Raw genomic sequence first — 23577 nt, 5'->3', positions numbered from 1 at the left:
TTGGCGATTACCCCTGCGGCATCCCTGCCTGTTAAACTCACATCCATGTCTGCTTTACCAGGTGAGACGAAGCGTCCCTACTGAGCTGAAGGGGTAATAAGCAGGTGAGAGAAGCAGCGGAGAGCCATCGTGGCCCTCTAGGCGCTCACTCACTCTATGATGCCTGCTCTCTATAAGTCAGCTCGCTGTAGAAGCCATAGCGCCTCACTGCGGTGGTACTCCTCTCCTCTGGCGCTGAGTGGCGCTGTGATCAACCCCTTGCGGATTGATAAGGACAACAGGATCAGTGCCACCAGGATGACAGGTATACTGGTCATACACTCTACAGTAACCTGGCCTGCCTGGCGCTCTGGCTTCACTCCCTTACTCACTCATCGCTCAAAGAATGCTCCTGCTCCTGACGGCGATGCAAAGTCAACGCTCCGCAAGACTCACGAATCACCAGGCGAGTGGGAAGCTGAATACGGATAGGAGGCTGATAGCCGTCCTCCGCGCCAGCTACGGGCTGCATTGCCGGCCCGTGCAGCAGCGAGAGCAGCAACTCGACCGCATTGCGTCCCATCTCGTAGAATGGTTGCTTGATAGTGGTCAGCGTTGGCCTCACATGCGCCGAGAGGGGAATATCGTCGAAGCCGACAACTGCAAGATCCTGCGGAATGCGTAGACCCAGCGCCTCAGCGGCACTCAGGAAACCGAAGGCCATCTGATCATTGGCGATGAAGATAGCCTCGGGACGCTCCGCAAGCGGTAGCGTGGCCAGCGCTACAGCACAAGCCCTCCCACTGGCGGTCTCGAAGGTGCCGTTGAAGACCAGCGCAGGATCAAAGGGGAGACCAGCGTCGTCGAGGGCCTGACGGTAGCCCTGGTAGCGCTCCTGAGCGCAGCGGAATTCGGCGGGACCTTGCAGATGGGCGATGCGCCGATAGCCGAGGCGGATCAGGTGCATCGTGGCCTGATAGGCACTGACGCGGTTGTCGATGCCGACCGAAGGCAGCTCCGGCGGCGGTCCCTGGTCGTCGATCACGACCACCGGCAAGCCCTGAGAGGCGAGCTGCAACAGGCGTGGAGTCAACGGACCTGGCTGAATTACCAGCAGGCAGGAGGTCAGCCCCAGCGCTAGAATGCGGTTGACAATCGTCGTCGGACTCTGCCCGGCATTCGTGCTGTAAAGAACAATTTCATAATCGGTGTGCTCGATCGCTTCGGCCACGCCGCGCAGAATCTCGGGAACGGTTGGCTGCGTGAAGGGTGGAGTCAGCACTCCTACCAGTCTGCTCCTTCCGCCGGCCAGTCCCGCTGCCGCCAGACTGGGTACAAAACCTTGCTCTTGCATGACACGCAGGACTCGCTCGCGTGTCTCGGCCTTCACATTGCTGCGCTCATTGAGCACCCGCGAAACTGTGGCCTTCGATACACCTGCCAACCGGGCAATGTCCTCAATCGTCACCTTTGGCTTCATGCTGCCTGCTCCCTCCCTGCTGCGTTCCAATGCTCACCCTCTTCCCTCTCTGCAACGACCTCCCTCGTCACCCTCTCATGGCCTTCGGGATGAAAGCGGTTTCATCGCTTTCTACGTAAGCATAATATGAAACCGTTTTCATGTCAAGGGGGCAGCGATGTATCAACGTCACCGCCCGGAAGCGAGCGCGCTGGGTACAGGCCGAGTGAACGGCAGAGGCGAGCTGTTCTGGTGCTCAAGCGCCCAAATAGGCGGTGCGCACGCGCTCATTTTGCAGCAGCTCATGGCCAGTTCCTTCAAGGACAATATGACCATTTTCAAGAACATAAGCGCGATCGGCACGCTCCAGAGCGATTTGCACGTCCTGTTCAACCAGGAGAAGGCTCAGGCCCTTCTCGCGATGGATCACGTCGAGAGCATTGAGCAGATCGTCCACGACTTGGGGCGCCAGGCCCAGTGAAAGCTCATCGATCAGCAACAGCTCGGGATGGCTCATCAAGCCGCGGCCAATAGCGCACATCTGTTGCTCGCCGCCCGAGAGCGAGCCGGCCAATTGGCGGCGGCGCTCGCGCAGCTTTGGCAGAAGCGCATAGACCTCTTCCAGCTCCTGTTTGATGGCCTGCTGTGAGCCGGCGCGCCTGGTATAGGCCCCGAGCAAGAGGTTCTCTTCCACAGTCAGCGCGCTGAAGAGGCGTCGGCCCTGGGGAACATGGCTCAGGCCCAGGCGGACAATCTCCTCAGCTCGCCGGTGGGTAATATCATGTCCGGCAAAGCGAATATAGCCCGTCCAGGCTGGTAAGAGGCCCGAGAGAGTGGCCAGCAAGGTTGACTTTCCGGCCCCATTAGCGCCGATCAGGGCTACCAGTTCGCCGCGGCGTACTTCCAGCGAGACATCCCATAGTACGCGCGTTTCATCGTAGCCACTCTCTAGATGATCTACCTGCAGCAGCGCTTGCTGGCGCTCCTGGCTGGAATTGGATACTGTTGCGGGCTGTGTGGAAACAAAACCCCTCTGCTCGCTCAGAGCACCTGGTCCCGACCGTGGCTCAGTCGGATTCATCCCTGCTCCTCCTTCCCCTCCTTTTGGGGAACCGGACGCGCCGCGCCCAGGCGGCTCTGTTGCTCGCGGGCGTAGCGCTCACCCAGGTACGCTTCGATGACACGCTGATCTGCTAACACCTGTTCGGGCGGTCCCTCAGCGATCTTAGTACCCTGGTGCAGGACCATGATGCGCTGCGATAGGCCCATGATCGCCTGCATCACATGCTCGATGACAAGCACGGTCACCCCGCTGGCGTGGATAGCCCGAATCAGAGCGATCGCTTGTTCCATCTCTGTGGGCGTCAGGCCGGCCATCACCTCGTCGAGCAGCAGCAGCTCTGGCTCCAGCGCTAGAGCACGCGCCAGCTCCAGCCGCTTGCGATCGGCAACCGTGAGCTGATCCGCCCGGAAGTGAGCCTTGGCTGCCAGACCGACGCGCTCCAGCACAGCATCAGCAGCCTCGCGCGCGGCGGCCTGTTTCAGGCCACGGCGTCCGAAGAGGGCGCCGATCATGACGTTTTCGCGCACACTCAGCCCCTTGAACGGCTGAGTCACCTGAAAAGTGCGGGCAATACCCAAGTAGGCCCGTCGGTGAGGGGGCAAACGACTGATATCCAGACCGCGGTAGCGAATCTGTCCGCTGCTCAAGGGCAGCGAGCCGCTGATTAGCCCGATCATCGTGGTCTTGCCGGCTCCATTGGGGCCAATAATGCCGACAATCTCGCCGTGTCGGACGGCAAAGTCGAGCTGCTTGACGGCGGGTAGCCCATCGAAGAACTTGCTCACCCCCCGCAGCTCTAGCAATGGCTGAGGCCCCTGCTGGCTTCCTGCCTCAACTGGCTCAGACGCCGTTGGCGGCGATAACACGTCGGACACGTCGCACTCCTTCCACCAGCAACTGCCGGCGGCTCATCCCAGGGGCCAGGGGGCGGAAAAACTCCTGTACGAGGCCCACCAGTCCCTGGGGAATGAAGATGGTGACAATCGCGATCGTCAGACCTAGCAACGAATTGTGGAACGTCGAGCCACTGATCTGAAACTGGAACGAGAGTAGCTCGAAGAGAATGGCGCTGACGAGCGGTCCGAGCAGGGTTCCTGCCCCACCAAGCACGGTCAGGAGAACCATCTCTACCGAAATGCCAACATCGAAGACTGTCGGGGGGTCGAAGCCGGTTGACCAGTAGGCATAGAGGCCGCCGGCGAGCGCCGTGGGCACAGCGCTGAGGACAAAAGCCCCGATCTTATACCAGTAAGTCGGAATTCCCATAGCCTCGGCGGTCTCTTCGCTCTCGCGAATGGCGATCAGAGCGTAGCCAGGTTTGCTGCGCGCCAGATAGGCCGTCAGTAGGAAGCACGCCAGGGCTAGCAGCCAGAAAAGAAAGTAAAAGGCGGTGTCGGAGAGTGCTGGTAGAGGCAGCTCAACCTCGCCACCGCTGCCCCCAAGGTTGCGGATGGCAACCAGCTCACGCGTGGCTTCGGCGATCCCTAGCGTGGCGATAGCGAAATAGTGTCCACGTAGGCGCAGAACAGGTAAACCAAGTAAAAAAGCCAATAATCCGGCGGCCACGGCTCCGGCCAGCACTCCGAGCCAGAACGGGCGGCCAGCCAGTATCAGCAGACCAGTGCTATAGGCGCCAACGCCGAAGAAGAAAACGTTCCCGAAAGAGGCGTAGCCAGTGAAGCCGCCGAGAAAATTCCAGCTTTGAGCGAGGGCGGCGAACATCAAAATCAAGGTCCAGGTGTGGAGCGTAGCAGCATCGCCGCTGAGCGGAATCAGGGCCGCCAGTGCCAGGATGATCAGCCCTGTCAACAGCGACCAGGGCCAGCGAGTGCCTGATTTTGGCTGAGCTGGCCGCTGCTCTGCACCCGGCTCGGCGGTAGCCGTGGATGAGGTAGAGGGCTTATGCCAGGATCCAAACATGGAGCCTTCTCCTTCTGGTCTTTGGCCGACCATCATTGTCATTCAAGCGTAGAATGCCTTGCCCAAAATACCGCGCGGACGGAAGATCAACACCAGGACCATCAGGGCGAAGGCAATGGCGTCGTCATAGCCGGGGCCGATGCCAGGCAGCAAAGGAACAACCGTTTCGGCCAGACCAAAGACCAGCCCACCAGCCAGGGCCCCCCACGGGGTTCCCAACCCGCCGAGCACGACGATGACGAAGGCTCGCAGCGTGAAAACTCCGCCTTGCGAAGGATCAAAAGGGTACAGTTCAACCAGCATAGCCCCTGCTGCGCCGGCCAGGGCCGCCCCAAGGCCGAAGGTGAGCGCGTAGATGCGATCAATGCGAATGCCCATCAGGCGTGCTGCGTCGCGGTCCATACCGGTGGCCAGGATAGCGTTCCCGGTGCGAGTACGTTGCAGAAAGAGGCTCAGGGCAGCCGTCAGCAGCACAGCAATCAGAGCGGCGAGCAGACGGTCAAAGGGAATATGCAGGGTTCCTAGCGTCAGGCCGAAGCCGCTGTAAGCCGTATTGATCGAGCGCCGATCGCTGGTGAACAGGAGCTGTACCACATCGGCAATGAGCAAATCAAGACCGAAAGTGAGCAGGAATGTCACCAGAAAAGGTGCGCGAATAACGCGATTAATGGCCACATATTGCACGACCCAGCCCAGGCAGAAGAGCAGCAGCATAGTTAAGGGGAGGCCGAGGAAAGGATCGATGTGCAGCTGGGTAAAGGCCCAGTAAGCAGTATAGGCTCCGACCAGAATGAATGCGCCGTGGGCAAGATTGACAATATTCATGATCCCCCACACCAGCGAAAAGCCCAAGGCTACCGCGGCGTAGAGACTGCCCAACAGCAGCCAGTTCACAATCACCTGCGCAATCAGCATCGCGGATACCTCTCTGTGAAAGGGAAGCCTGCGCACAGGCAGGCTTCTGACAGCTAAAACCAGCATCACTCCGGCCCTCACTGACCTGTCATGGCGGGTCAGTGGCCTTCGTCTTGCTCAAGTGAGCCGGTGAACAATGCTAGCGCTGGGATAGAGGAGGAGTGGGATAAAGCAGCTGTGCGTTAGCGACCTCCTTGGGATAGACGGTCACCACCTGGCCATTCTGGATCTGGATGGTCGCCATCGGCTTAAACGTATTGGCTCCGGTAGCATCGAAGCGAATGACGCCATAGAAGGTCGTAATATTGAGACGAGCCAGGGCGTCGCGCACCTTCTGAGGGTCGATCGAACCGGCGTTCTGGATCGCATACTGGAAGGCCAGGCCAGCAGCAGTGGACTCGGCAGACTGATAGGATGGCTCGTGACCAAAGGTCTGCTTGTAAATCCGCTCGTAGTTGGCTGGAGTACCGAAGAAATCGATGCCCTGATAGCGCTCTTGGGGAGTCCACTGTGAAGATCCCAAGACGTAGTTGGCATCGGGGCCGAGCGAAGTGATAAAGTCAGGGGTAGCAGGTCCGACGGTAAAGGCATAGAGCTTGGCATTGATATTGAGCTGCTTGCACTCTTTCATGGTCGTCACGGCTTCGCTTTCGTGCCCCGAGCCAAGCAGCATATCGGGGACGCTTCCGTGGGCCGAAGTTTTCAAGGCTGTCAGTACTCCTGTCAGATCAGTAGCCCCCGATGGGTAAGTCTGGTAGTAAACGACCTCCATGCCGTGACTGCTGGCGAAGTCGCGGGCGGCAGTAGCCACCTCCTCAGAGAAGGAGTCGTTGGCTGAAATGATGGCCACGGTCTTCGGAGGGGTGGGCAGGCTCAGGGCTGCTTCCAGCATGACTTTGGCGTACTCCGAGGCCGGGCTGAGTACGCCAAAGATGTAGTGGAAACCACGAGAGAAAATCGCTTTGGCTGCGCCGTTGGCCTCAACCATTGGGATCTTGTAGCGTTCAGCGATGGCTTCGTCCTGCAGGGTGGCTGATGTGCCATAGGGGCCGAGGAGGAAATTGACTTTATCGGCAGTGATCAATTGCTGAGTGAGCTGAGCACTCCTGGTAGGACTGCTGCCATCATCATAGTACTTGAGCGCGACCTGGTAGGTGGTGTTCCCCACTTTAATGCCGCCGTGGGCATTGACCTCTTTGACCCAAAGCTGGTAGCCTTCCAGGGTAAGATGACCTTCGGTCGCGGTGGACCCCGTGAGCGAAATCGGGGCGCCGAAGAGGAGCGTATTGCTACTGCTCGCTGCTCCACCGCAGGCCAGCAGCCCTGTCGAGCAGAAGAGGACGAGGAGTAGCGAGAGGAGAATTATCGGCAGCGACAAGCGCGCTGCGCTGCTCCGGGACTGGAAAGACGAGTCGTGTCCCGTGTGCGCAAGATGGCGCCGCGGGAGGTGGAGGTAGCTGAAAAGGTGAATCATGGCTTCTCCCCCCATCGTTGGGTTCTCCGGGTGGCGCTGTAGCTGTTAACACCGGCGTAACGAGATGACTGGCGCTGCGCCTGGCCCGAGGCAGGGCGCGGAGAGCACGAGATGGAGCAGGGATCACGCTGTCGCACAGCACGGCCAGCAGTCGTTGCCTGACCTCCCTGCCAGGGCTGCTCGCAACGGCGACGCCTGGCGTGGGCGCTGTCTCCTTTGCTTCGCTTCACTGCCTGTCCATCTCTGCAATGCATCGTTGCGCTGGTCAAATAGATTGAACAATTTCTATTATAATAGGTCAGACAGGGAGCGGTAAACTGTTGACAGGCCAGCATTAAGCGTCTGGCTGCTCATCCGTACTCGACTCGCCGAACATGGCCTGTGATTAGCCGATGCTGCCTGCAAGCGAAGAGGAGGAATGGTATGCGTATGCACTCTGATGATTCCCAGACCAGCCTGGCCTTACAGGTCATTTGGAAACCGTGGACCCGGCTGGGTCGTTTCTGCCGTAATCAATATGCTGAGCTTGTCGCTGCGGTTCTGTTTCTGACCATCTTGCCGTTACCTGGGAGGCGCCTCTTAGCCAGCAGCAAAGAGGGAAGCGCTGTGCCGATTGTGGGGAGCGTCTATTACCCTCTCGTTGGCCTCATCCTCGGGGCGATCCTTTGCGTGTTCGCCGCCTTGTTCACCGCACGTGTTCCCGCGCTTGTCCTGGCAGCTCTGCTGGTCCTTGTCGAGATCGCCTTCACGGGCGGCCTGCACCTGGATGGTGTCATGGACAGCTGCGATGGCCTCTTTGGGGGCCTCGGACGCGAGCGTCGCCTGGAAATCATGCACGATAGTCGTGTTGGAAGTTTTGGAGTTCTGGGTGCTGTGACGCTATTACTGCTACGTTTCGCTATTCTGGCCAGTCTCCCCTTCTGGAGTCTGCTGGCTGCGCTCCTGGTCGCGCCGACCCTGGGGCGCTGGGCGATGGTACTAGCTGGTGGTCTCTTCCCGGCGGCGCGTCCTGATGGGCTGGGAGCAGCCTTCCATCAAGCTGTGACCCTGCGGCGTCTCCTGTTGGCTGGCCTCAGCAGTGCGTTAATAGCCCTCCTCTTCGCTCACCTCATTGGCCTCTTTGTCTGGTTACTGAGCAATCTCCTGGTCGTTGGCCTGGGCGTAGCCGTGACACGCTCGCTCGGCGGCCTGACGGGTGATGTTTGTGGGGCCTTGGGCGAGATCTGCGAGGTGTGCGCCTTGCTGCTCTTTCTGCTCATGCATGTCTCTCTTTAGATGAAGGTCAGGAGTTGACTCCACATGGACGGAGAAAAAACAGGATCTGGAGCTGTCGTTGCCCAGTTAACATTTATCCTGGGAGGAGCACGCAGCGGCAAAAGCCGCTTGGCCCTGCGCCTGGCCGCGGCTAGCAAGCGGCGTGTAGCTTTTATTGCCACCGCGACAGCCAGTGATCGGGAGATGGCTGAGCGCATTCGACGACATCGGGCCGAGCGTCCTGGGGACTGGTACACCTTTGAAGAACCGTTACGATTGGACCGGGCCGTTCATCAAGCAGCCAGAGTTGCTGATGTGCTCCTGCTCGATTGCCTGACGCTCTGGCTGAGCAACCTGTTACAAGCCCATGAGCAAGCAGAGCCAGAGATGGCGGCGATCAGTCCCGAACGAGAGGCCCAGGTCCTGGAAGAAGTTGAGCGCCTTCTGCAGGCGGCACGCGCCCTACGATCTGATCAACAGCTCATCGTCGTCTCTAACGAAGTGGGGTTAGGCATCGTGCCGCTCTCTCCCCTGGGACGAGGGTACCGCGACCTGCTAGGACTGGTCAATCAACGCCTGGCCCGGGCCGCCGCGCGGGCCTATTTCCTCATCGCCGGCCTTCCCCTTGACCTCAAGCGCTGGCAGGCTGAGGGCCTGGAGGCCATTCTCGACAACGACCGGTCCGGCCTCTAGCCTCGTCTCTCGCTGGCTGGTAGCTAGTAGATGAACGCAGGAGAGTCGAGCCAGCAGCGGCGCTGAAGAAGGCTCAGGCTGGCCTGGCAGCCCGCTGCAACTGGCGACTGGCGATGATGAAGAAAGGGATGGCCAGCAGCTCGGACAGCAAGCAGAAAGTGATAGCGAGCGGCAGCGCCACGCTGTAGAGCAGACCGATCAGGGCGCTGCCGAGGAACCAGCAGATACCGTAGCCGGCGGTGAAGATGCCATAGGCGGAGGCACGGCGCTGACCAGGTACCATTAGGGCCACGGCGGCGGGAATAAGCGATTCGTGGACGCCCATGCCGAGGCCCCAGACAACCACTCCGAGCAGTGCCAGCCAGAAGCCTCCCAGGAAAACCAGCGGTGCAAACAAAGCTGCCAGAACTGTCAAAGGAATCAGAATGCCCATCCCCAGACGATCGAAGAGTCGTCCACACAGGAGCGAGCCTAAGCCGCTACTTCCCATCGCAATGGCATAGAAGACTGGGACCAGCGTGGAGGGCACGCTGGAGACACGAGCGAAATGATAGGCTATCAGAGGAAAATCGGCGAAACCGGCGGCCACCAGGACGGCCCCGACCAGATAGATCCAGTACGTAGCTGGCAGTGCCTGGGGGGCAGCCACCTGGGGGGCGGGTGCCAGCTCGTGAGGACGAGGGTAGAGCAGGCGCGCCAGCAAGAGAAGCAGCAAGGTTAACGCAGCACTGACCGCCAGCGAAGCAAAGGCCAGGCGGTAGTTCCCCTGCCAGGCCAGTACCGCCGCTACAGCCAGTGGTCCCAGCAAGGCCCCAAACTGATCGAGGGCCTCATGGAAACCGAAGGCCCAGCCATAGCCCATCTCATGAGCGGCCTGCGACAGCATGACATCTCGCGGTGGATTGCGGATCGCCTTGCCGGCTCGTTCGAGGATGATCAATAAGGCGGCCAATGGCCAGCTACCCGCTACAGCCAGCAAGGGAACTGAGACCATCTGCACGACATAGCCCACAATTGTGACCGGCCAGTATTGGCCAGTGCGATCACTCAGAGGACCAGAGACGAGGCGCAGACCGTAGCCAAGTAGCTCGCCCAGCCCGGTTACGACGCCGATCAAAGCCGCCCCAGCTCCGAGCAGGGCCAGATAGGGACCGAGGATGCCCCGGGCTCCTTCATAGGTGAAGTCCGCAAAGAAGCTCAAGATACCGATCAACAGCACGAAGCGAAAGGCAGCTCTTTTGAGCGTCAGGCTATTCATAATCAGCCTTTCTCCCCTTTCTCCTCGCCGGTTCACGAGGCGGGAACAACCGCTCGTTGTCGAAGCGAGGTCTTCTGGCTCGGGGCACAGCGGTAGTTGGGTAGAGTGACCACCGCCATGCCGCCGCTCCTTATTCTATGCGTTCATACACCCACACAGGAAGAGGGAGAAAGAGTCCTTGTCTCTCTTCTGATCCTGGTGGCCTCCTGTCTGATCTTCAGCCACGGGTCTCATGCTCAGCCTCGACCAGCTCTATCTGCGGGTCATCCTCTGTTGCGGGCAGAGCCTCATGCCGTGGCAGGAACCAGGTCTGAGCGATGAGCGTCGGTACGAAAGCCGAGAGCACAACCACGGTCACCAGCACCGTATACTGTTCCTGCCCGATAATCTGATGGGTTAAGCCATAGAGAGCCGCGATGCTCCCAAAAGTCAGACCAGTGGACATGAGCAGCGTTGTGTAGGTTCCCTCGCGCGCCTGGAGCCTGAAGACCTGGGCCAGAGGCCATACACCGGCGAACTTCGTGCCAAGCTTCACGCAGAAGAGGCAAAGAATCAGGAAGGCGCCGCTTATCAGTGCTGATAGCGAGATGTACATACCGGCTTTCAAGAAGAAAAAGGGCGTCAGGAGGGCAAAGGCTATTGAGCGCAGCCGCTGCATCAGGGCGCGCTCGCGCTCAAAGAAGCCAGCCATTACCAACCCGATGAGATAGGCGGGCAAGACCGCCTCGCTCCCGGCCAAACTGGCCAGACCGCCAAGAGCGAAGAGCACGAGCAGCAAGAGCTTTACCTCGAACTCACTCACTCTTCCTCCCAGGTGGTGAAAACTCCAACCGGCAAATGCTGGCAGGCTCCAGAGGACGAGGGCAGTGACTGAAACGAAGGCCAGCATCCAGAGCGAGAAGCCGGCGAAGAGCAGTCCCAAGGCCAGCACTGTTCCCAGGTCAGTCACAAAACAGGCTGCCAGAATGAGCTTGCCAATCTCGCGTCGATTGAGGCCCGTCTCGACCATCACCGCGTACACCACGGCTACAGACGTAGTTGAAAGAGCTATCCCGGCCAGCTCTGAGGCTCGCCAGCTCCAGTGGCTGATCAACAACGTGAAGGCGAAAGCCCCGGCGAAGGGTACCACAAACGAGGTGCAGCCGATAAGCAGACTGGGCCAGAGATGGCGACGAAAAACCGCCGGCTCGATTTCCGCTCCTGCCAGGAAGGTCAGCAAGACCGAACCGAGGCTTGCCAGAAAGTCGCTCCAGGCCGTCGAGTAGAGCAGATGGCTATTGCCGCCGATGACCCCCAGAACGATTTCCACCAGGGCAACAGCGAGGCCCGTGCGAATCGAGATCAAGCTGGCTAAGAGAGCCAGCGCCATCCAGATCGCTGCGATGAACCACAGGTTTTCCGACACTCTTCTCCTCCTGATTGGCACAGAACCAGTGATTGCTGGCAAACAGAGAGAGCCTGGGAGACGCAGACAGAGGAAGAAGAGAATGGGGGAGAGGCCTCTCTGATGGGAGAGACAAAAAAGCCCCTGATTTGCGCCTCCAGGCGTAAATCAGGAGCCATCAGCAGCGCTGGTTGTCATCTGCGGTTTCGCCACTTTCCTCGCTCAGCGCAAGTCAGGTGGCGCGGCGGACTCCATCGCCTTTCTCATACTTTGCATGCAGCTGCTTGTTCTCTCAACTGCTTTAGTAATTATACCATAGCTTGCAAGAAGCGGGGGAAGATTTGCGGTGTGGATGGCTGGCGGCCTATAATGAAAGGGCAGCCGCCCACGATGGAAACAAGCGTTATCTTCCTTTCCTCTCAAACCTCATCTCTGGAGCAGAGCATTGAAACAGGTAGTAGCTGATGCAGAGGTCCGTCCCATCTCCAACTGGCGTATGATTCTCTGTTGCGGCCTGTTGACCCTGGTTGGGCTGAATCTTCGATCCATCATCCTCGGAGTCCCGCCAGTGCTACCACTGGTGCAGCATGATCTGGCGCTCTCTTATTTCGAAGTTGGCCTGTTGACGGCGCTCCCGCCGCTGACTCTTGGCGCAAGCGCCTGGTCACTTGGCCTGGTTGTCGAGCGCCTTGGAGAGCGGACCTGCGTTGCCCTTGGTCTGCTTCTGCTTGGTATAGGGGCGATCCTGCGGGCCTTGTGGCCGTCGGCGGTGACGCTCTTTTGCTTTACCCTGCTGCTCTGTCTTGGCATAGTGCTTGCTCAGACAGCCGTCCCGCCTCTGGCGCGCCACTGGTTCCCGCGCTCCGTGGGCCTGGTAACGGCCCTTTTCAGCGACGGCCTCATCATCGGCGAAGCGCTGGCTGCTGGACTAACCGTGCCTCTGATGCAGCGCTTCTTTGGTCCTGGCAACTGGCGAGCCACCTTTATTTTTTGGGGAATGCCAGCGCTTGTCCTGCTACTGGGCTGGCTGGTGTTCGCGCCACGCACATCGGACAGACAGCATCGAGAGCTGCCACCAGCCGCGCCAGCACCCCAGCCGGCGATAACGCAGCAACCCGCCCAGGGAGCGGAGGCTCATCTTGGAAAGGCAAGGCAAGGGCGACGTGTTAACGCCTGGCACCTGGGCATCTTGCTGGGCGGAGGAAGCCTTATCTATTTCGGCATGAATGCCTGGATTGCCCCCTATAACGCGGCCCTACAGCGAGCAGCCGTCACGCCCCTGGTGCTGGGCGTTCTCAACACCGCTCAGCTCCCATCGAGTCTGGCGGTTACTCTTTTCGCCCAGCAATTGGCGGGAAGGCGCTGGCCCTTTATTGGGGCAGGCATCGTTTGTGCCATCTCCCTCATTGGCTGGCTCCTCTCACCTGCCGGGCTGGAAGTTATCTGGGCGGCTCTCATTGGCGCTGGCTCCGCCCTCGTTTTCACCCTTGGAGTAGCATTGCCCGCTTTGCTGGCCTCGCCCAATGAAGTCGCTCGTCTGACCGGCATGACCCTCTCGCTCACCTATGCAGTGGCCTTCATTGGTCCACTCATTGGCGGGGCCCTCTGGGATCACCTCGGGTTGCCGGCTCTTGCTTTTCTTCCCATCCTCATTGCCTGTCTATTGCTAATCATTCTGGGGGCTTTGCTGCCCGAGCGCCGACCAGATCAAGTGGCCCTTCTCGCTGCCGAGCAGAGCCAGATCGGTCTGGTTGGGGGTGGTGTCAGCCAGGAGCAACCGAGCCCACCAACCGCCTCCTAGATCGTTGGCGGAAGGGCTATCGTCCTCCATTGCCTCGCTGGGGCCGGGGCCTGTTGCAATCCTTGCCTGATGCGCTATCATGAGGAAAGACAAGGAAACAGAGATTAGCGAGGGAGGCTACTCAAGCCATGTGCTACGATGACAATGCTCGTCCACCCGTGCCAGATGGGGCAGATGGGCAAGCTCAAGGAGAAGACCTGGTTCTCACTGCTGCGGATGGCAACCGCTTTGCGGCCTACTTTGCCCGTCCTGCGGCCCCCACGGGCGCACAGGTGATCATCTATCCTGACGTCCGTGGCTTGCATCAATTCTACAAAGAGCTAGCGCTGCGCTTTGCCGACATTGGCATCGCCGCCATCGCGCTCGACTATTTTGGTAGGACTGCCGGATTAACAGCGCGCGACGATTCTTTTGAGTTCTGGCCCCATGTCCAGCAGCTCAAGCTAGAGAATTTCTTTCTGGATGTGAGGGCGGCTCTCGACTACCTGCGCAGCCACGCCAGCGCCGAGGGAGCGACCTTCCCCGTTGGCTTCTGCATGGGTGGCAGTTTAACCATCCTCTCGGGCAGCGATCGCTCCTTCGGCTTTGCCGGCCTGATAGCCTTTTATGCAGGGCTGAGCCGCCCCATTGCGGGTAATGGCACGGCTCTGGAGCATGCCGATCAACTGGTTTATCCGCTGCTCGGCCTCTTTGGAGGCGCGGATCAAGGCATTCCTGTCAGCCAGGTGCACGAGCTAGAGGAAAAACTACGCCAACGCGGCCTTGAGCACCAGATTCACATCTATGAAGGGGCGCCCCATAGTTTCTTTGACCGTCGCTACAGCGAGTATGCCGAAGCCTGTGCCGATGCCTGGCAGCGCGTCCGCGACTTCATTGCCGCCCATAGCCATAGCCGTTAGTCGTACCTAGGCCCACCTCACTCAGAAGACCTCATGATGTTGCTACGCTTCCCTGCCTGGTTTCGCAGGCCATTCCCTGTGAGACCAGATAGGGGAAGCGCAGCGCCTCCTGCAAGCTACCTGTCTGGCGGAAGTGCTCGATCATCTGCTGGGCAGGTGTCTGACGCTGCTCCAGAAGCGCGAAAAGCGGTTCCAGCAATGAGCAGCTCTCATCCTGGCTTAAGGCTTGTGCAGCAGCAGTCAGGATCTGCTGTGCCCCCTCGAGAATTGTCTCGTCCGCAAAACCGCGCAGAGCCGCGCGCTGATGAAGGTTGGCATCGGGCACGGTGGCTCGTCCGGGCAGGGTATCATCGAGTGTCAGGCCCTTGAGGAGAGCCAGCAGGGCGGCATAGAGCGAGAAATCCGCGCAGCTATCACAGGCTTTGAATTCCAGCCGCCCTATCTCTGCCGGAATACGCGCCAGCTTCGTCAGCGAAGGGCTGCTATAGAGCAACTTGGTCTCATCCGCGATGAAGACCAGCACTGCTGGACGTTGGCCAGTACGCAGAAATGTACGCACAGAGAGTCCTTCCCAGAGCTTGCCCTCGTAAAAAGGCGAACTGAAGCTGAAAGGCACGATATAGGGACTGTAATAGGTTAATTTACGCCCCCGGTCGATCAGCAGCTCTGTCGGCCAGCTCGGGCAAGACAGGCTGAGATCGGGACCATAGGTCAGAAAGGTGCTCAGGGCGGTGCGATCTTCTGGCGAGCGATCCAGCAGGCGCCATTCATAAGCATTGAGCGGAGGATCAAGAATGAGGCAGGTTTGATAGGGGTTATAGCTCGTCAGGACCGGAGTGAAGCCGTGGCGAGCAGCTACCTGGCAAAGCAGAGCAAAACTCTCCTGCAACTCGTCAATAGTACTCTGGATGTCATGATGAATGGTCGTCCTAATTTCTATTCCCTTTGGAAGGCAGGTCAGCCACTCGCCTTCAGGGCTGAGACGCTCCAGAGCTTCAAGGTACCAGCGCTTGAGACGGATACCGGCATCGCCGATACGCAGCTGCTGTTCATCGCCGGGATAGAGTGGCAGCTCTTCAATCACGGCCTGAAGCAGGCTATAGGGAGTCGAAACGAAATCCACAAAGCGTCCATTGTGGTCAAGAAAAGCCACCTCGTGTTCAATACCAAAGCAGAAATTGCTCATCTATCTCGTCCTTTGCCTGAAATAGAAGATTACAAGAGAGAGCTACCTGGGAGCCGCCTTGTAGTGGGAGAGGGGAGGTCTGCCTCCACCAGCTACCAACCACCTGGGAGGAAAAGCGCTCTTCCCTTGCGGCAGTGCAAGCAACGATCCCAAATCAGAGTAGGCAACTCAGATATTAGCATGACCTAACATTGGCGTCAAGAGGAAAGGCACTTCTGGCGTAGCGCGTAGTATCAGGAATAGGTCATTGCACGATACGCACGGGCAATCAGTCGGCAGCGATGAAGTAGCAGGAGCAGGGACAGATCAGAGCCGTGAGGGAGTGGTGGCGTAGTGAGGGAGTGGCTGGTATAGCAAGTAAGCAAGCGAACGGACCTTTCTCTGTTCTCTCTTGCTTTTGAGCAGGAGCGCAGGATAAAATACAATACTGGCTCTTGCGCTGCGCTATTGGAGAGCGCAGGAAGAGGGTCTACCGCTATTACACCTATGACTGCAAATAAACGATATCAGCGAACATCAGTCCTTCAGCATCTTATCAAGTCAGTTCTCGACAGTTCTGGCTTCCGCAACCGAACTCTGCTCGCCATCTCCTTTTCTGTGCTTGGGGCCTATATAGGAACAGCAATGATCAACCCTGTGCGCGTTCTTTACGCCCAGGAGCACGGAGCCTCATTACCGATCATTGGAGCGATGGCCTCAGCCTACCTGGTCTCTGACTTTCTCTTCGGCTACCCGTTAGGCTGGCTAGCCGATCGCTGGGGACGCAAGCAGGTGATCCTCATCGGCATGGCGGCGCAAGCATTACTCTCCGCGCTCTATCTCCCCGTCTCCGATCCGGTCCTCTTTATCGTCCTGCGCTTCCTGGAAGGAATCGCAGCGGCCTCCCTGCTGCCGGCGGCGCGGGCGTTACTCATTGATGCCGTGCCTGTTGAGCAGCAAGGTGAAGCATTTGGAGTCTTTAACGCCTTTTTCAATGCCAGTTTTCTACTTGGGCCGGCGCTTGGGGGATTGATAGCCTCCCTGGGCTACAGCTGGGCTTTTATAGGGGCGATTGTCATCCGGCTGGTAGGTATCGTTCTTGTTGTGCTGCTCATTCGGAACGAACCCCAGGCTCGCTCCCGCAATGCAAAGCAGCCTGCCCTCGGTAGTGTCTTCAAGGAGTTATTTGCCTGGCCGCTGCTCGCTTCCTATCTAATTGCCTTTGGAGACTATCTCTATTTAGGCTTTGATCTCACCCTGACGCCTGTCTGGATGCATGATCACTTGCAGGCTTCCGTGGCCCTGATCGGCCTAACATACACCGCCTGGGCGGTGCCGAACACGATTTGCTCTCCGCTTGGGGGGAAAGTGGCCGATCGCCGGCGGCGTTCCACATTGATCTTAATCTTTGGTCTGGCCCAGGTACCGCTCTACTTCCTCTATGGGATGCTAAGCCAGGCCCTGTTGGCCTTGCTGTTATTCGCCGTGCATGGGATCGTTTATGCCTTTGTCCAGCCGGCCATTGACGCTCATCTGGCAGCCTTTTCTGGAAATCACGTGCGCGCACGTATTCAGGGTCTCTACAGCACGATAGGTCTGATCGGAGCCTTTGTCGGAAGCAATCTGTTCATCCCTCTTTACCTGGTCAACTTCCGCTTTCCCTGGTTTATGATGGGACTGTGCTATGGTCTCTGTATCCTCGTTGGGGGGCTGATCATTCGGCGCCAGGAGAGCAAAAATCTACCTCGGTCTCAGATGCTGCAAGAGGATCAGGCCAAGGCGGTGACCTTGGGATCAGGCTCCCATCTCTAATCAGGGCTGCCGTCTGGCCTCTCTCTTCTTTTCCCTCTGCTGCGACTGGAGGAGGAAGACATGGCAACTTCATCGAACGACGCCAGACCGTTTCGTCTTCTGTTCCTGGGCGATGTCATGCTCGGACGCCTGATGAACCAGGTCCTGCAGCAAGTTGAAGCGACCTATCCCTGGGGAGATACCCTCCCGCTTCTGTTACAGGCGGATGCGTGTATCTGTAATCTGGAGTGTGTTCTCGCTGATACAGGTAGCCCCTGGTCGCTCACGCCAAAGGTCTTCCACTTCCGTTCAGACACGCGCAACGTGGCGGCGTTGCAGGAGGCACACATCAAGGCAGTCTCATTGGCGAATAATCATACGCTCGACTTTGGCTACGAGGCTCTGCTGCAGATGCTTGCTGTACTGCGCCGGGCTGGCATTCACTTTGCTGGTGCAGGGAGCAATAGCGCAGAGGCCAGGCAGCCTGCTCTCTGGGAAACAGCAGGTCGGAAGCTGGGGCTGCTGGCACTCACCGATAACGAGCCGGCTTGGGAGGCTGGCCCTGAGCGGCCCGGTATCTGGTATATGACGATGACCATGAGCGACCCGCGGGCTGCAGAGCTACGCGCTGCGCTCAAGACTGTGCGCGCTCAAGTTGATTGGCTGATTGTTTCCCTGCACTGGGGGGGCAACTGGGGCTATACTCCACCGGCAGAACATCGAGCTTTCGCGCACGCGCTCATCGAGGCGGGGGCGGATATTGTTTATGGCCATTCCCCTCATGTCGTACGCGGCGTCGAGATCTATCGAGGGCGCCCAGTGCTCTATAGTTGTGGTGACTTTGTCGATGATTACGCCGTTGATCCGCGCGAGCGCAACGATCTCGGCTTCATCTTTAGCATTGAGATTGTCGGATCTCAGCTCGCGCGCCTGCGGCTCTACCCGACGGTGATACGGGCTTTCCAGGCCCGAAGAGCCCACGGCTCCGATCGTGAGGAGCTTGTCGCCACTATGCTGCATCTCTGCTCCTTGCTGGGCACGGCTGCGCGTTGGTCTGAACGAGAAGCTTGCCTGGAAATAGAGGTGGTCAGGACATGAGCCTGGCCTGTGAAACGCCCTCTGGGGGCTGCCGCTACTCTCCTCTCTGTGTGTGTAGGGACCGATGAAGGGCGACGTCTGGCTCAGGCTCAGCAGATGGCTCGACAATGACGACTCAACCATTGTGTACCATCCCGGCCTCAGTCAGAGCTTTCTTTATCCATATCTTTATAAGCACCTGCACCCGTTCTCTACCTCAGAGCGCTATCCTCTTAATTAAACAGAACATGGCCAGTATCTGACAACGGCTGTACACACGCTGTCTCTACGCGCTGTGGAGGGAGGATGCTCAATGGCGGTTCTCGCTGAGCCTCGTTTGCAAATCCCTGTTGACCCTGGCTACCTGCGCCTCAAACGACTGGTCGATGTAACCGTTACCCTGGCTCTGTTGCCTCTACTCCTGGCGGTGATGGGGGTGATAGCCGTCCTGATCCGGCTCGATTCGTCTGGCCCTGTCTTCTTCCGCCAAAAGCGCCTGGGATTGAACGGTAAGGAATTTACGCTGCTGAAGTTCCGCTCAATGTATGCCAATAGCGATGATTATCTGCATCGCGAGGCTATCAAGCGTTATATGAACGGTGATCGACTCAGCAGTAGCCAGCAGGCTGCCAATCCTTACAAGTTGAACGATGATCCGCGCATTACGAGAATCGGTCGTCTGCTCCGCCGTACTAGTCTGGATGAGTTACCACAGTTCTTTAATGTGCTGCATGGGGAGATGTCGCTCGTCGGACCACGCCCTCCCCTGCCTTACGAGGTGGAACAGTATAGTGAACGAGACTGGCTGCGCCTGGCAGGCAAGCCTGGCCTGACTGGCTACTGGCAGGTCTATGGACGCAGCAAGGTCGATTTTAAGACGATGGTAGAGATGGATATTGCTTATCTGCAGCGCCAATCGATCTGGGAAGATCTCAGGCTCATCGCGTTGACCCCACTGGTGATGCTGAGCGGTCGTGGCGGCGCCTGAGCCTTTGATCTCGTTCTTTTGTGGCTGGCTGGTTTGTTTACCGCTGTAGATGTTCACCTCTTACTAGAGACTGCCTTCTCTCTAGGTCTTCGTCTCTTCCATCCATCTACCCATCCAGAAAGGGCAAGGATGCCCTTCCTCTTTGTGTATTCTTATAGTCATAGAATAGCTGCCCTTGCCTCCTCCTGGCTGTCGAGGGGGCAAGTCACTCGCTGGAAGAGACCTCACCTCACGGTGAGTTTGGTAGCTGGGTGGCTATGATTGCTCGCAAAACTAGTGCAGATGCTGTCTGCTGATCTCCTGAGAGATGGAGACAGAGGGTGTAGAGCGGCGGCGGTCGCGGCGGTCGCGGCGGTCGCGGCGGTCGCAGAGTCTCTCCAGTAACTCGTTATAGCATTCGCTCATCAGCTCCCAGCGGAATGGCTCGAAGTCTTTAGCGGCGTTCTCAACGAGCTGAGCGCGCTTCTCGGGGTGGTGATAGAGATCAACAAAAGCCGCTGCGAAGCTGAGGGGGTTCTCCGGTTCGCAAAGAACAACCGACTCGGGACGAAACATCGAGCGGATCGCTTTAGTATCGGTAGCGATAATCGGGCGATGCAACCAGGCAAATTCGTAGGCCTTGGTAGGCAGCAGGAGGTCCATAAACCCATCGCAGCGGTAGGGGATGATGCCCACATCCCCGTGAGCGATAAAGTGAGCCACTTCCTCAACCGTGCATGTCTCCCTGAAAGTGACGCGATCGCTGATTCCCAATTCCTCGGCAAGTGTGCGTAGAAAAGGGATTTGCTCCCCGCGTCCCAAAAGATCGAGGCGAAGGCGTGGGGCCGCTGGCAGAGCCAGAGCGAGGGCGCGCAGGGCCACATCGAGGCCATGTCGCTCTGCCATTGTGCCGTGATACATCAGGATAAAATCGCTATCCTCCTCGGGAGACGGAACACGGGTGCGCTGTGAAGGGGGGAAATAGCGAGGGTCTGGACTGTTCAGGATGACTGACAACTTGTGGCGGGGGACGCCGCGCCTGAGCAGCAGCTCCTCGAAAGGCCAGCCTACAGTGATCACATGGTTGGCGAAGAGAGTTGACAGCCGCTCCTGCAAAGCGGCCAGTCTTCGGGCCAGGGGGCGCAGGCGTCCGTGAGCCTTGACGGCCATCAGCTCTGGCGAAGCATCCTGGACCTCCAAAATCACCCGTGCTCCAAAGAGGCGTGGGATGAGCGCAGCGAAGACCAGGAAATCTGGCATGTTATGCACCTGAATCACATCATAACGCTTGCGGAAGTGAAGCCGTGTCACTGTCCAGGCGGCGAGGAGCAGAAACCTGAGCCAGCCAAGCACAGTCAGCGGCAAAGGCTGACCAAAGCCTCGATCCAGAGGGACACGATAGACCGCGACGCCGTTGCATTCTTCATAGGGAGGCTCGGCGCCATGACGCAAACAAATGACATCAACCAGGTGACCTCTGGCGTGGGCAGCCTCAGCTAGGCGACGCACCAGAGGATCAAAACGATACCAGTCGTAGCTAATGTGAACAATGCGTAACGGCGACATTCCCAAATTCCCTTTCAGACCGAACCACAATTCAGGCGGGCGTACGATCGGTTCTCAGCCAATCTCTTTTTTGCCTCTGTTTCTGGCGGAGCACGAGATAGACCCAGAGTTTCCAGAGCACAAATGCGGGTGCGAAGAAGAAAGCCTTATAGATCCCTTTAGGCGTCTCCAATAAAGCGAGAGGGGAGAGCACATAGAGGCTCAACCCTAACAGCAGAAGCAGGGCTGATAGCAGAGCTGGTGGCCAGTGAAGCAGCAGACTGGCCAGAAACACCAGTGTGGTCCCAGCCAGCAGCACGGAGAGCGGAGGCGTCAGCAGCTCGGCCACCGCCTCCAGTCGGCGCCAGTCGCCGGCCTGCAGTCCAGCTCGCAGCAAGCGCGAAGCGCGCCTTAGCGCGGACGTGCTTGATTCGGCGGCCTCCCAGCGCAGATCTTGCGAGCGCATCTGTGCAAAGCGAAGCGGCATCTGAGAGCGGACGATCGCTGCGGGCACGTAGCGGACGCAGATCCCCTGCTCCACGAGATGCAGATAATACTCATAATCCTCGCCACGAGAAAAAGCCTCCCAGGGATAGCGCTCCAGCAGGGCGCGGGTCAGGCACATTCCATTGCCTGTCAGAGTCGACGACGCGCCCAGCCTGGTTCGTCCAAGGGGGCGAACGTGGTTCATCAAGGAGAGTGCCAGCCAGCGCAGGGCTGTCCCAGGGGAAGCGGAAGCATTAAGCACCGTATTACTAGCCTGCAAAGCCTGGAGACGCTCTCCGCGAGCTAGGCCGGCCTGTAGGGCCTGCTCCAGGGCCCGTAAAAAAGAGGGCTCAACCACAGCATCGGCATCCAGGAATACACAGGCATCGTAGATCACGCCGTTCTCGGCCAGTTGTCTCAAGGCCCAATTCAAGGCATAGCCTTTGCCGCGTCGCTGAAGGTCAAGGCGCTCATAGACGGTGGCCCATCCTGTAGAGCGGACCAGGCTTGCTGTGCCATCGGTACAATTGTCGGCGATCACGTAGACCTGATAGTGGCTGCGCGGATATGCAAGCCGTTGTAAGCTTGCCAGGAGTGTTCCAATTACCAGCTCCTCATTGTGGGCAGGAATCAGCACCGCAAAGCGCAATGGCTCGACTGTACTGGATTCTGGGGCCGAGGCAGCGGCCCGTTGAGAAAAACGGGTTAGCAGGGCCGCTGCTGTCACCACAGTCAAGTAACTGATGGGTAGAGCCAGCACCAGCTCTGCCAGGAGCAGGGTCCACGAAAGCAAGGGAAGGAGTACAGCAAAGGACGTTATAAGCGTCATCAGCTGACCTCGCTCAAAACCGCGCGGGCCTGTGGAGCGGTGGGCATACTCTTCTGCGCTGCCTGCTGCATGGAGCGCCCTCGTTCCAGGGCTGGCAGGCGCATCAACAAGCCGGCCAGCAGACCCAGATAGATTACATTGCGATAGAAGAAGAGCTGATAGTCCGCGTAGGCTACCATAACTTCCATGAATGTAATGGCGATCACATAGACAGCGATCAGACGCAAGTAGGGATCTTGGAGCTGGCGGGCGATCAGGCCGCCGCGTACGATCAACGAGCCTAGCAAGAACCAGAGAGCAATATAACCAATCGGCCCGAGACGCATCCAGATCCAGTAAATCGTATTATGTGGCACATACAGATAAGGGTTACCGCCGAAGTCGGGATTATCGCTAGCCAGAACCGGCAGCGGCTCAGGCTGTAGAAACTGCTTTCCGAACCCCAGTCCCAACAATGGATTTTGCTGAACTGTGTACTTCAGATCATAGTTTTCGGCGTTGCGATAGGCGTTTGAAGCCTGGTCGCGCGTATCGGAGGCCGAGGGATCAATAACCGAGACAATCGCCCGAGCTGGCTCCGCGAGGCTCCCCGTTCCATGAGCGAAAGCGAGGACATAGCCGACGCCCAGGAGTGTGCAGATTGCCAGTCCGGCCAGCAAAGGCTTACGCAGCTGTGGCTTCAAGTAAAACACAAAAACCCAGGCTACAAGCACTCCTACAATCAAGGCAATATAGTCAGCGCGTCGCTTGTTGGCGACCAGCGCGATTAGCACGACTGGCAGGACGGCCAGCGCCGCGTACAGTTGTGGTCTATAGCTATACAGGAGGCAGAAGAGGATGATGAGCAGCAAAATCGAGATGAAGAAGAAAGATTCCTCGTGCGACATGATCTCATTCTGATTCGTCAGATCGCCATGTAGCACGAAGAAATAGATATAGCAGCCTTGTAAGCCTTTGAAGCCAGCTCCGAAGATTGCGAACCACAAGAAGAGGCGGACGTGTCGCAGCTGCGAGATCAGGTTATAAGCCAGCAAGTAAGAGAGGAACAGGTACCAGAGCGGTCGCACCTCCAGAACAGTGATCTTCAGATCACCGCCGGTGGTCAGGCCATGAAGGACACCAATCGCCACACAGACCAGGAACAGGATGAAAGGCCAGAAGAGAGGGCCGCCCTCCAGGGCCGGACGGCGCTTCGCCAGACGGTGGCAGATGCTCACAAAGAGTGTAAACAGCATCAAAAACCCAATTGGGCGTTCAATCATCCCGGCCATATTGGGCGGCCAGTAAAAGATATTCAACTGATCGGTGCCGATATGGAACTGCAAAGGATTCTGCTCAATGAGCAGGACGCAGGCCAGGCAGAGAAAGAGGCCGCTAACGGGCCAGCGCATAATCAACAAGCCCGCAGTACAGGCGGCGAGTAAGGCCACAACGATGCTGAAGCCGAGGGAGGCGCCGGCCAGCATCAACAGAGGAAGGACGGTCAAGCCCAACATGAGAGCGACCCAGAAAGGGAGGATGCCTCTCCCTTGCGGCTGGGCTACTGGTTCGTCGGGATAAGCCCTATAGATCTGTCTCAACCGTGGCGGTGACTCTGGTAAAGAAGGCATAGACTTTC

The 23577-nt window shown here is 58.3% G+C and carries 19 protein-coding genes and 1 riboswitch; of the genes, 7 read left to right on the top strand and 12 right to left on the bottom strand.

Translation table 11 applies throughout. The features are described from left to right. Nucleotides 1-367 precede the first annotated feature (367 nt). The 6 genes from A4R35_RS05560 to A4R35_RS05535 form a co-directional block, all read right to left on the bottom strand. Nucleotides 368-1459, bottom strand: coding sequence for a LacI family DNA-binding transcriptional regulator (locus tag A4R35_RS05560; RefSeq protein WP_112427337.1), 1092 nt, complete (start codon nucleotides 1457-1459; stop codon nucleotides 368-370). A 235-nt stretch (nucleotides 1460-1694) separates the two neighbouring features. After that, a complete protein-coding gene (locus A4R35_RS05555) occupies nucleotides 1695-2408 on the bottom strand; it encodes an ABC transporter ATP-binding protein (RefSeq protein WP_399358686.1) in 714 nt (237 codons plus the stop codon). Between the two features lie 107 nt (nucleotides 2409-2515). After that, complete coding sequence (locus A4R35_RS05550) at nucleotides 2516-3304, bottom strand: ABC transporter ATP-binding protein (RefSeq protein WP_112434024.1); 789 nt, start codon at nucleotides 3302-3304, stop codon at nucleotides 2516-2518. 37 nt (nucleotides 3305-3341) lie between these two features. Continuing rightward, entirely contained in the window at nucleotides 3342-4421 is a 1080-nt protein-coding gene (locus tag A4R35_RS05545) for a branched-chain amino acid ABC transporter permease (protein ID WP_189361361.1), read from the bottom strand. A 42-nt stretch (nucleotides 4422-4463) separates the two neighbouring features. Further along, complete coding sequence (locus A4R35_RS05540) at nucleotides 4464-5336, bottom strand: branched-chain amino acid ABC transporter permease (protein ID WP_112427330.1); 873 nt, start codon at nucleotides 5334-5336, stop codon at nucleotides 4464-4466. Nucleotides 5337-5475: 139 nt separating this feature from the next. Next, nucleotides 5476-6714, bottom strand: coding sequence for an amino acid ABC transporter substrate-binding protein (locus tag A4R35_RS05535; protein WP_189361359.1), 1239 nt, complete (start codon nucleotides 6712-6714; stop codon nucleotides 5476-5478). 519 nt (nucleotides 6715-7233) lie between these two features. Between A4R35_RS05535 and cobS the strand changes: the two genes are divergently transcribed. Both cobS and cobU read left to right on the top strand, forming a co-directional pair. Further along, nucleotides 7234-8085 (top strand): adenosylcobinamide-GDP ribazoletransferase, encoded by an 852-nt coding sequence (cobS, locus tag A4R35_RS05530; RefSeq protein WP_112427326.1) that lies wholly within the window; start codon nucleotides 7234-7236, stop codon nucleotides 8083-8085. 24 nt (nucleotides 8086-8109) lie between these two features. After that, nucleotides 8110-8757, top strand: coding sequence for a bifunctional adenosylcobinamide kinase/adenosylcobinamide-phosphate guanylyltransferase (gene cobU / locus A4R35_RS05525; protein ID WP_112427324.1), 648 nt, complete (start codon nucleotides 8110-8112; stop codon nucleotides 8755-8757). A gap of 73 nt (nucleotides 8758-8830) precedes the next feature. Here cobU and A4R35_RS05520 read toward each other — a convergent pair whose 3' ends face one another. Together A4R35_RS05520 and A4R35_RS05515 are read right to left on the bottom strand one after the other, a co-directional pair. Beyond that, on the bottom strand, nucleotides 8831-10015 hold the full coding sequence (locus tag A4R35_RS05520; RefSeq protein ID WP_112427322.1) for an MFS transporter: 1185 nt from the start codon (nucleotides 10013-10015) through the stop codon (nucleotides 8831-8833). Nucleotides 10016-10232: 217 nt separating this feature from the next. Then, on the bottom strand, nucleotides 10233-11420 hold the full coding sequence (locus tag A4R35_RS05515; protein ID WP_223258212.1) for a cation:proton antiporter: 1188 nt from the start codon (nucleotides 11418-11420) through the stop codon (nucleotides 10233-10235). 141 nt (nucleotides 11421-11561) lie between these two features. Next, nucleotides 11562-11667, bottom strand: a riboswitch (Fluoride riboswitch). Nucleotides 11668-11844: 177 nt separating this feature from the next. Between A4R35_RS05515 and A4R35_RS05510 the strand changes: the two genes are divergently transcribed. Further along, complete coding sequence (locus tag A4R35_RS05510; RefSeq protein WP_112427320.1) at nucleotides 11845-13200, top strand: MFS transporter; 1356 nt, start codon at nucleotides 11845-11847, stop codon at nucleotides 13198-13200. 128 nt (nucleotides 13201-13328) lie between these two features. Further along, nucleotides 13329-14099 carry a dienelactone hydrolase family protein gene (locus tag A4R35_RS05505; protein WP_112427318.1) on the top strand — a complete coding sequence of 257 codons (771 nt, stop codon included), beginning with the start codon at nucleotides 13329-13331 and terminating at the stop codon, nucleotides 14097-14099. A gap of 31 nt (nucleotides 14100-14130) precedes the next feature. Here A4R35_RS05505 and A4R35_RS05500 read toward each other — a convergent pair whose 3' ends face one another. Next, nucleotides 14131-15285: a glutamate--cysteine ligase family protein gene (locus A4R35_RS05500; RefSeq protein ID WP_112427316.1), complete on the bottom strand. Its 1155-nt coding sequence runs from the start codon at nucleotides 15283-15285 to the stop codon at nucleotides 14131-14133. A 486-nt stretch (nucleotides 15286-15771) separates the two neighbouring features. On the opposite strand from A4R35_RS05500, the gene A4R35_RS05495 reads away from it, so the two are divergent. From A4R35_RS05495 to A4R35_RS05485, 3 genes are all read left to right on the top strand, one after another. Continuing rightward, nucleotides 15772-17076 carry an MFS transporter gene (locus A4R35_RS05495; protein ID WP_112427314.1) on the top strand — a complete coding sequence of 435 codons (1305 nt, stop codon included), beginning with the start codon at nucleotides 15772-15774 and terminating at the stop codon, nucleotides 17074-17076. 60 nt (nucleotides 17077-17136) lie between these two features. After that, nucleotides 17137-18153 carry a CapA family protein gene (locus A4R35_RS05490; RefSeq protein WP_112427312.1) on the top strand — a complete coding sequence of 339 codons (1017 nt, stop codon included), beginning with the start codon at nucleotides 17137-17139 and terminating at the stop codon, nucleotides 18151-18153. A gap of 292 nt (nucleotides 18154-18445) precedes the next feature. Next, nucleotides 18446-19120: a sugar transferase gene (locus A4R35_RS05485; RefSeq protein ID WP_112427310.1), complete on the top strand. Its 675-nt coding sequence runs from the start codon at nucleotides 18446-18448 to the stop codon at nucleotides 19118-19120. 273 nt (nucleotides 19121-19393) lie between these two features. Here A4R35_RS05485 and A4R35_RS05480 read toward each other — a convergent pair whose 3' ends face one another. Genes A4R35_RS05480 through A4R35_RS05470 form a run of 3 tightly spaced genes read right to left on the bottom strand, consistent with a single transcriptional unit; the run spans nucleotide 19394 to nucleotide 23569 of the window. After that, entirely contained in the window at nucleotides 19394-20665 is a 1272-nt protein-coding gene (locus A4R35_RS05480) for a glycosyltransferase family 4 protein (RefSeq protein ID WP_112427308.1), read from the bottom strand. 31 nt (nucleotides 20666-20696) lie between these two features. Beyond that, nucleotides 20697-21959: a glycosyltransferase family 2 protein gene (locus A4R35_RS05475; protein ID WP_112427306.1), complete on the bottom strand. Its 1263-nt coding sequence runs from the start codon at nucleotides 21957-21959 to the stop codon at nucleotides 20697-20699. Then, a complete protein-coding gene (locus A4R35_RS05470; RefSeq protein WP_112427304.1) occupies nucleotides 21959-23569 on the bottom strand; it encodes an O-antigen ligase family protein in 1611 nt (536 codons plus the stop codon). Before A4R35_RS05470 ends, A4R35_RS05475 begins: the two co-directional genes overlap by 1 nt. Between the last annotated feature and the right edge of the window lie 8 nt (nucleotides 23570-23577).

The sequence above is a fragment of the Thermogemmatispora tikiterensis genome (genome assembly GCF_003268475.1).
GTDB classification, from domain to species: domain Bacteria; phylum Chloroflexota; class Ktedonobacteria; order Ktedonobacterales; family Ktedonobacteraceae; genus Thermogemmatispora; species Thermogemmatispora tikiterensis.
This window is presented reverse-complemented; position numbering and strand designations above follow the sequence as displayed.

Bases quoted from the DNA above. Each gene is read 5' to 3' on its own strand.
- cobS (WP_112427326.1), top strand. From the start codon at position 7,234: ATGCGTATGCACTCTGATGATTCCCAGACCAGCCTGGCCTTACAGGTC.
- cobU (WP_112427324.1), top strand. From the start codon at position 8,110: ATGGACGGAGAAAAAACAGGATCTGGAGCTGTCGTTGCCCAGTTAACA.
- A4R35_RS05545 (WP_189361361.1), bottom strand. From the start codon at position 4,421: ATGTTTGGATCCTGGCATAAGCCCTCTACCTCATCCACGGCTACCGCC.
- A4R35_RS05490 (WP_112427312.1), top strand. From the start codon at position 17,137: ATGGCAACTTCATCGAACGACGCCAGACCGTTTCGTCTTCTGTTCCTG.
- A4R35_RS05475 (WP_112427306.1), bottom strand. From the start codon at position 21,959: ATGACGCTTATAACGTCCTTTGCTGTACTCCTTCCCTTGCTTTCGTGG.
- A4R35_RS05495 (WP_112427314.1), top strand. From the start codon at position 15,772: ATGACTGCAAATAAACGATATCAGCGAACATCAGTCCTTCAGCATCTT.
- A4R35_RS05485 (WP_112427310.1), top strand. From the start codon at position 18,446: ATGGCGGTTCTCGCTGAGCCTCGTTTGCAAATCCCTGTTGACCCTGGC.
- A4R35_RS05470 (WP_112427304.1), bottom strand. From the start codon at position 23,569: ATGCCTTCTTTACCAGAGTCACCGCCACGGTTGAGACAGATCTATAGG.
- A4R35_RS05500 (WP_112427316.1), bottom strand. From the start codon at position 15,285: ATGAGCAATTTCTGCTTTGGTATTGAACACGAGGTGGCTTTTCTTGAC.
- A4R35_RS05520 (WP_112427322.1), bottom strand. From the start codon at position 10,015: ATGAATAGCCTGACGCTCAAAAGAGCTGCCTTTCGCTTCGTGCTGTTG.
- A4R35_RS05480 (WP_112427308.1), bottom strand. From the start codon at position 20,665: ATGTCGCCGTTACGCATTGTTCACATTAGCTACGACTGGTATCGTTTT.
- A4R35_RS05540 (WP_112427330.1), bottom strand. From the start codon at position 5,336: ATGCTGATTGCGCAGGTGATTGTGAACTGGCTGCTGTTGGGCAGTCTC.
- A4R35_RS05505 (WP_112427318.1), top strand. From the start codon at position 13,329: ATGTGCTACGATGACAATGCTCGTCCACCCGTGCCAGATGGGGCAGAT.
- A4R35_RS05560 (WP_112427337.1), bottom strand. From the start codon at position 1,459: ATGAAGCCAAAGGTGACGATTGAGGACATTGCCCGGTTGGCAGGTGTA.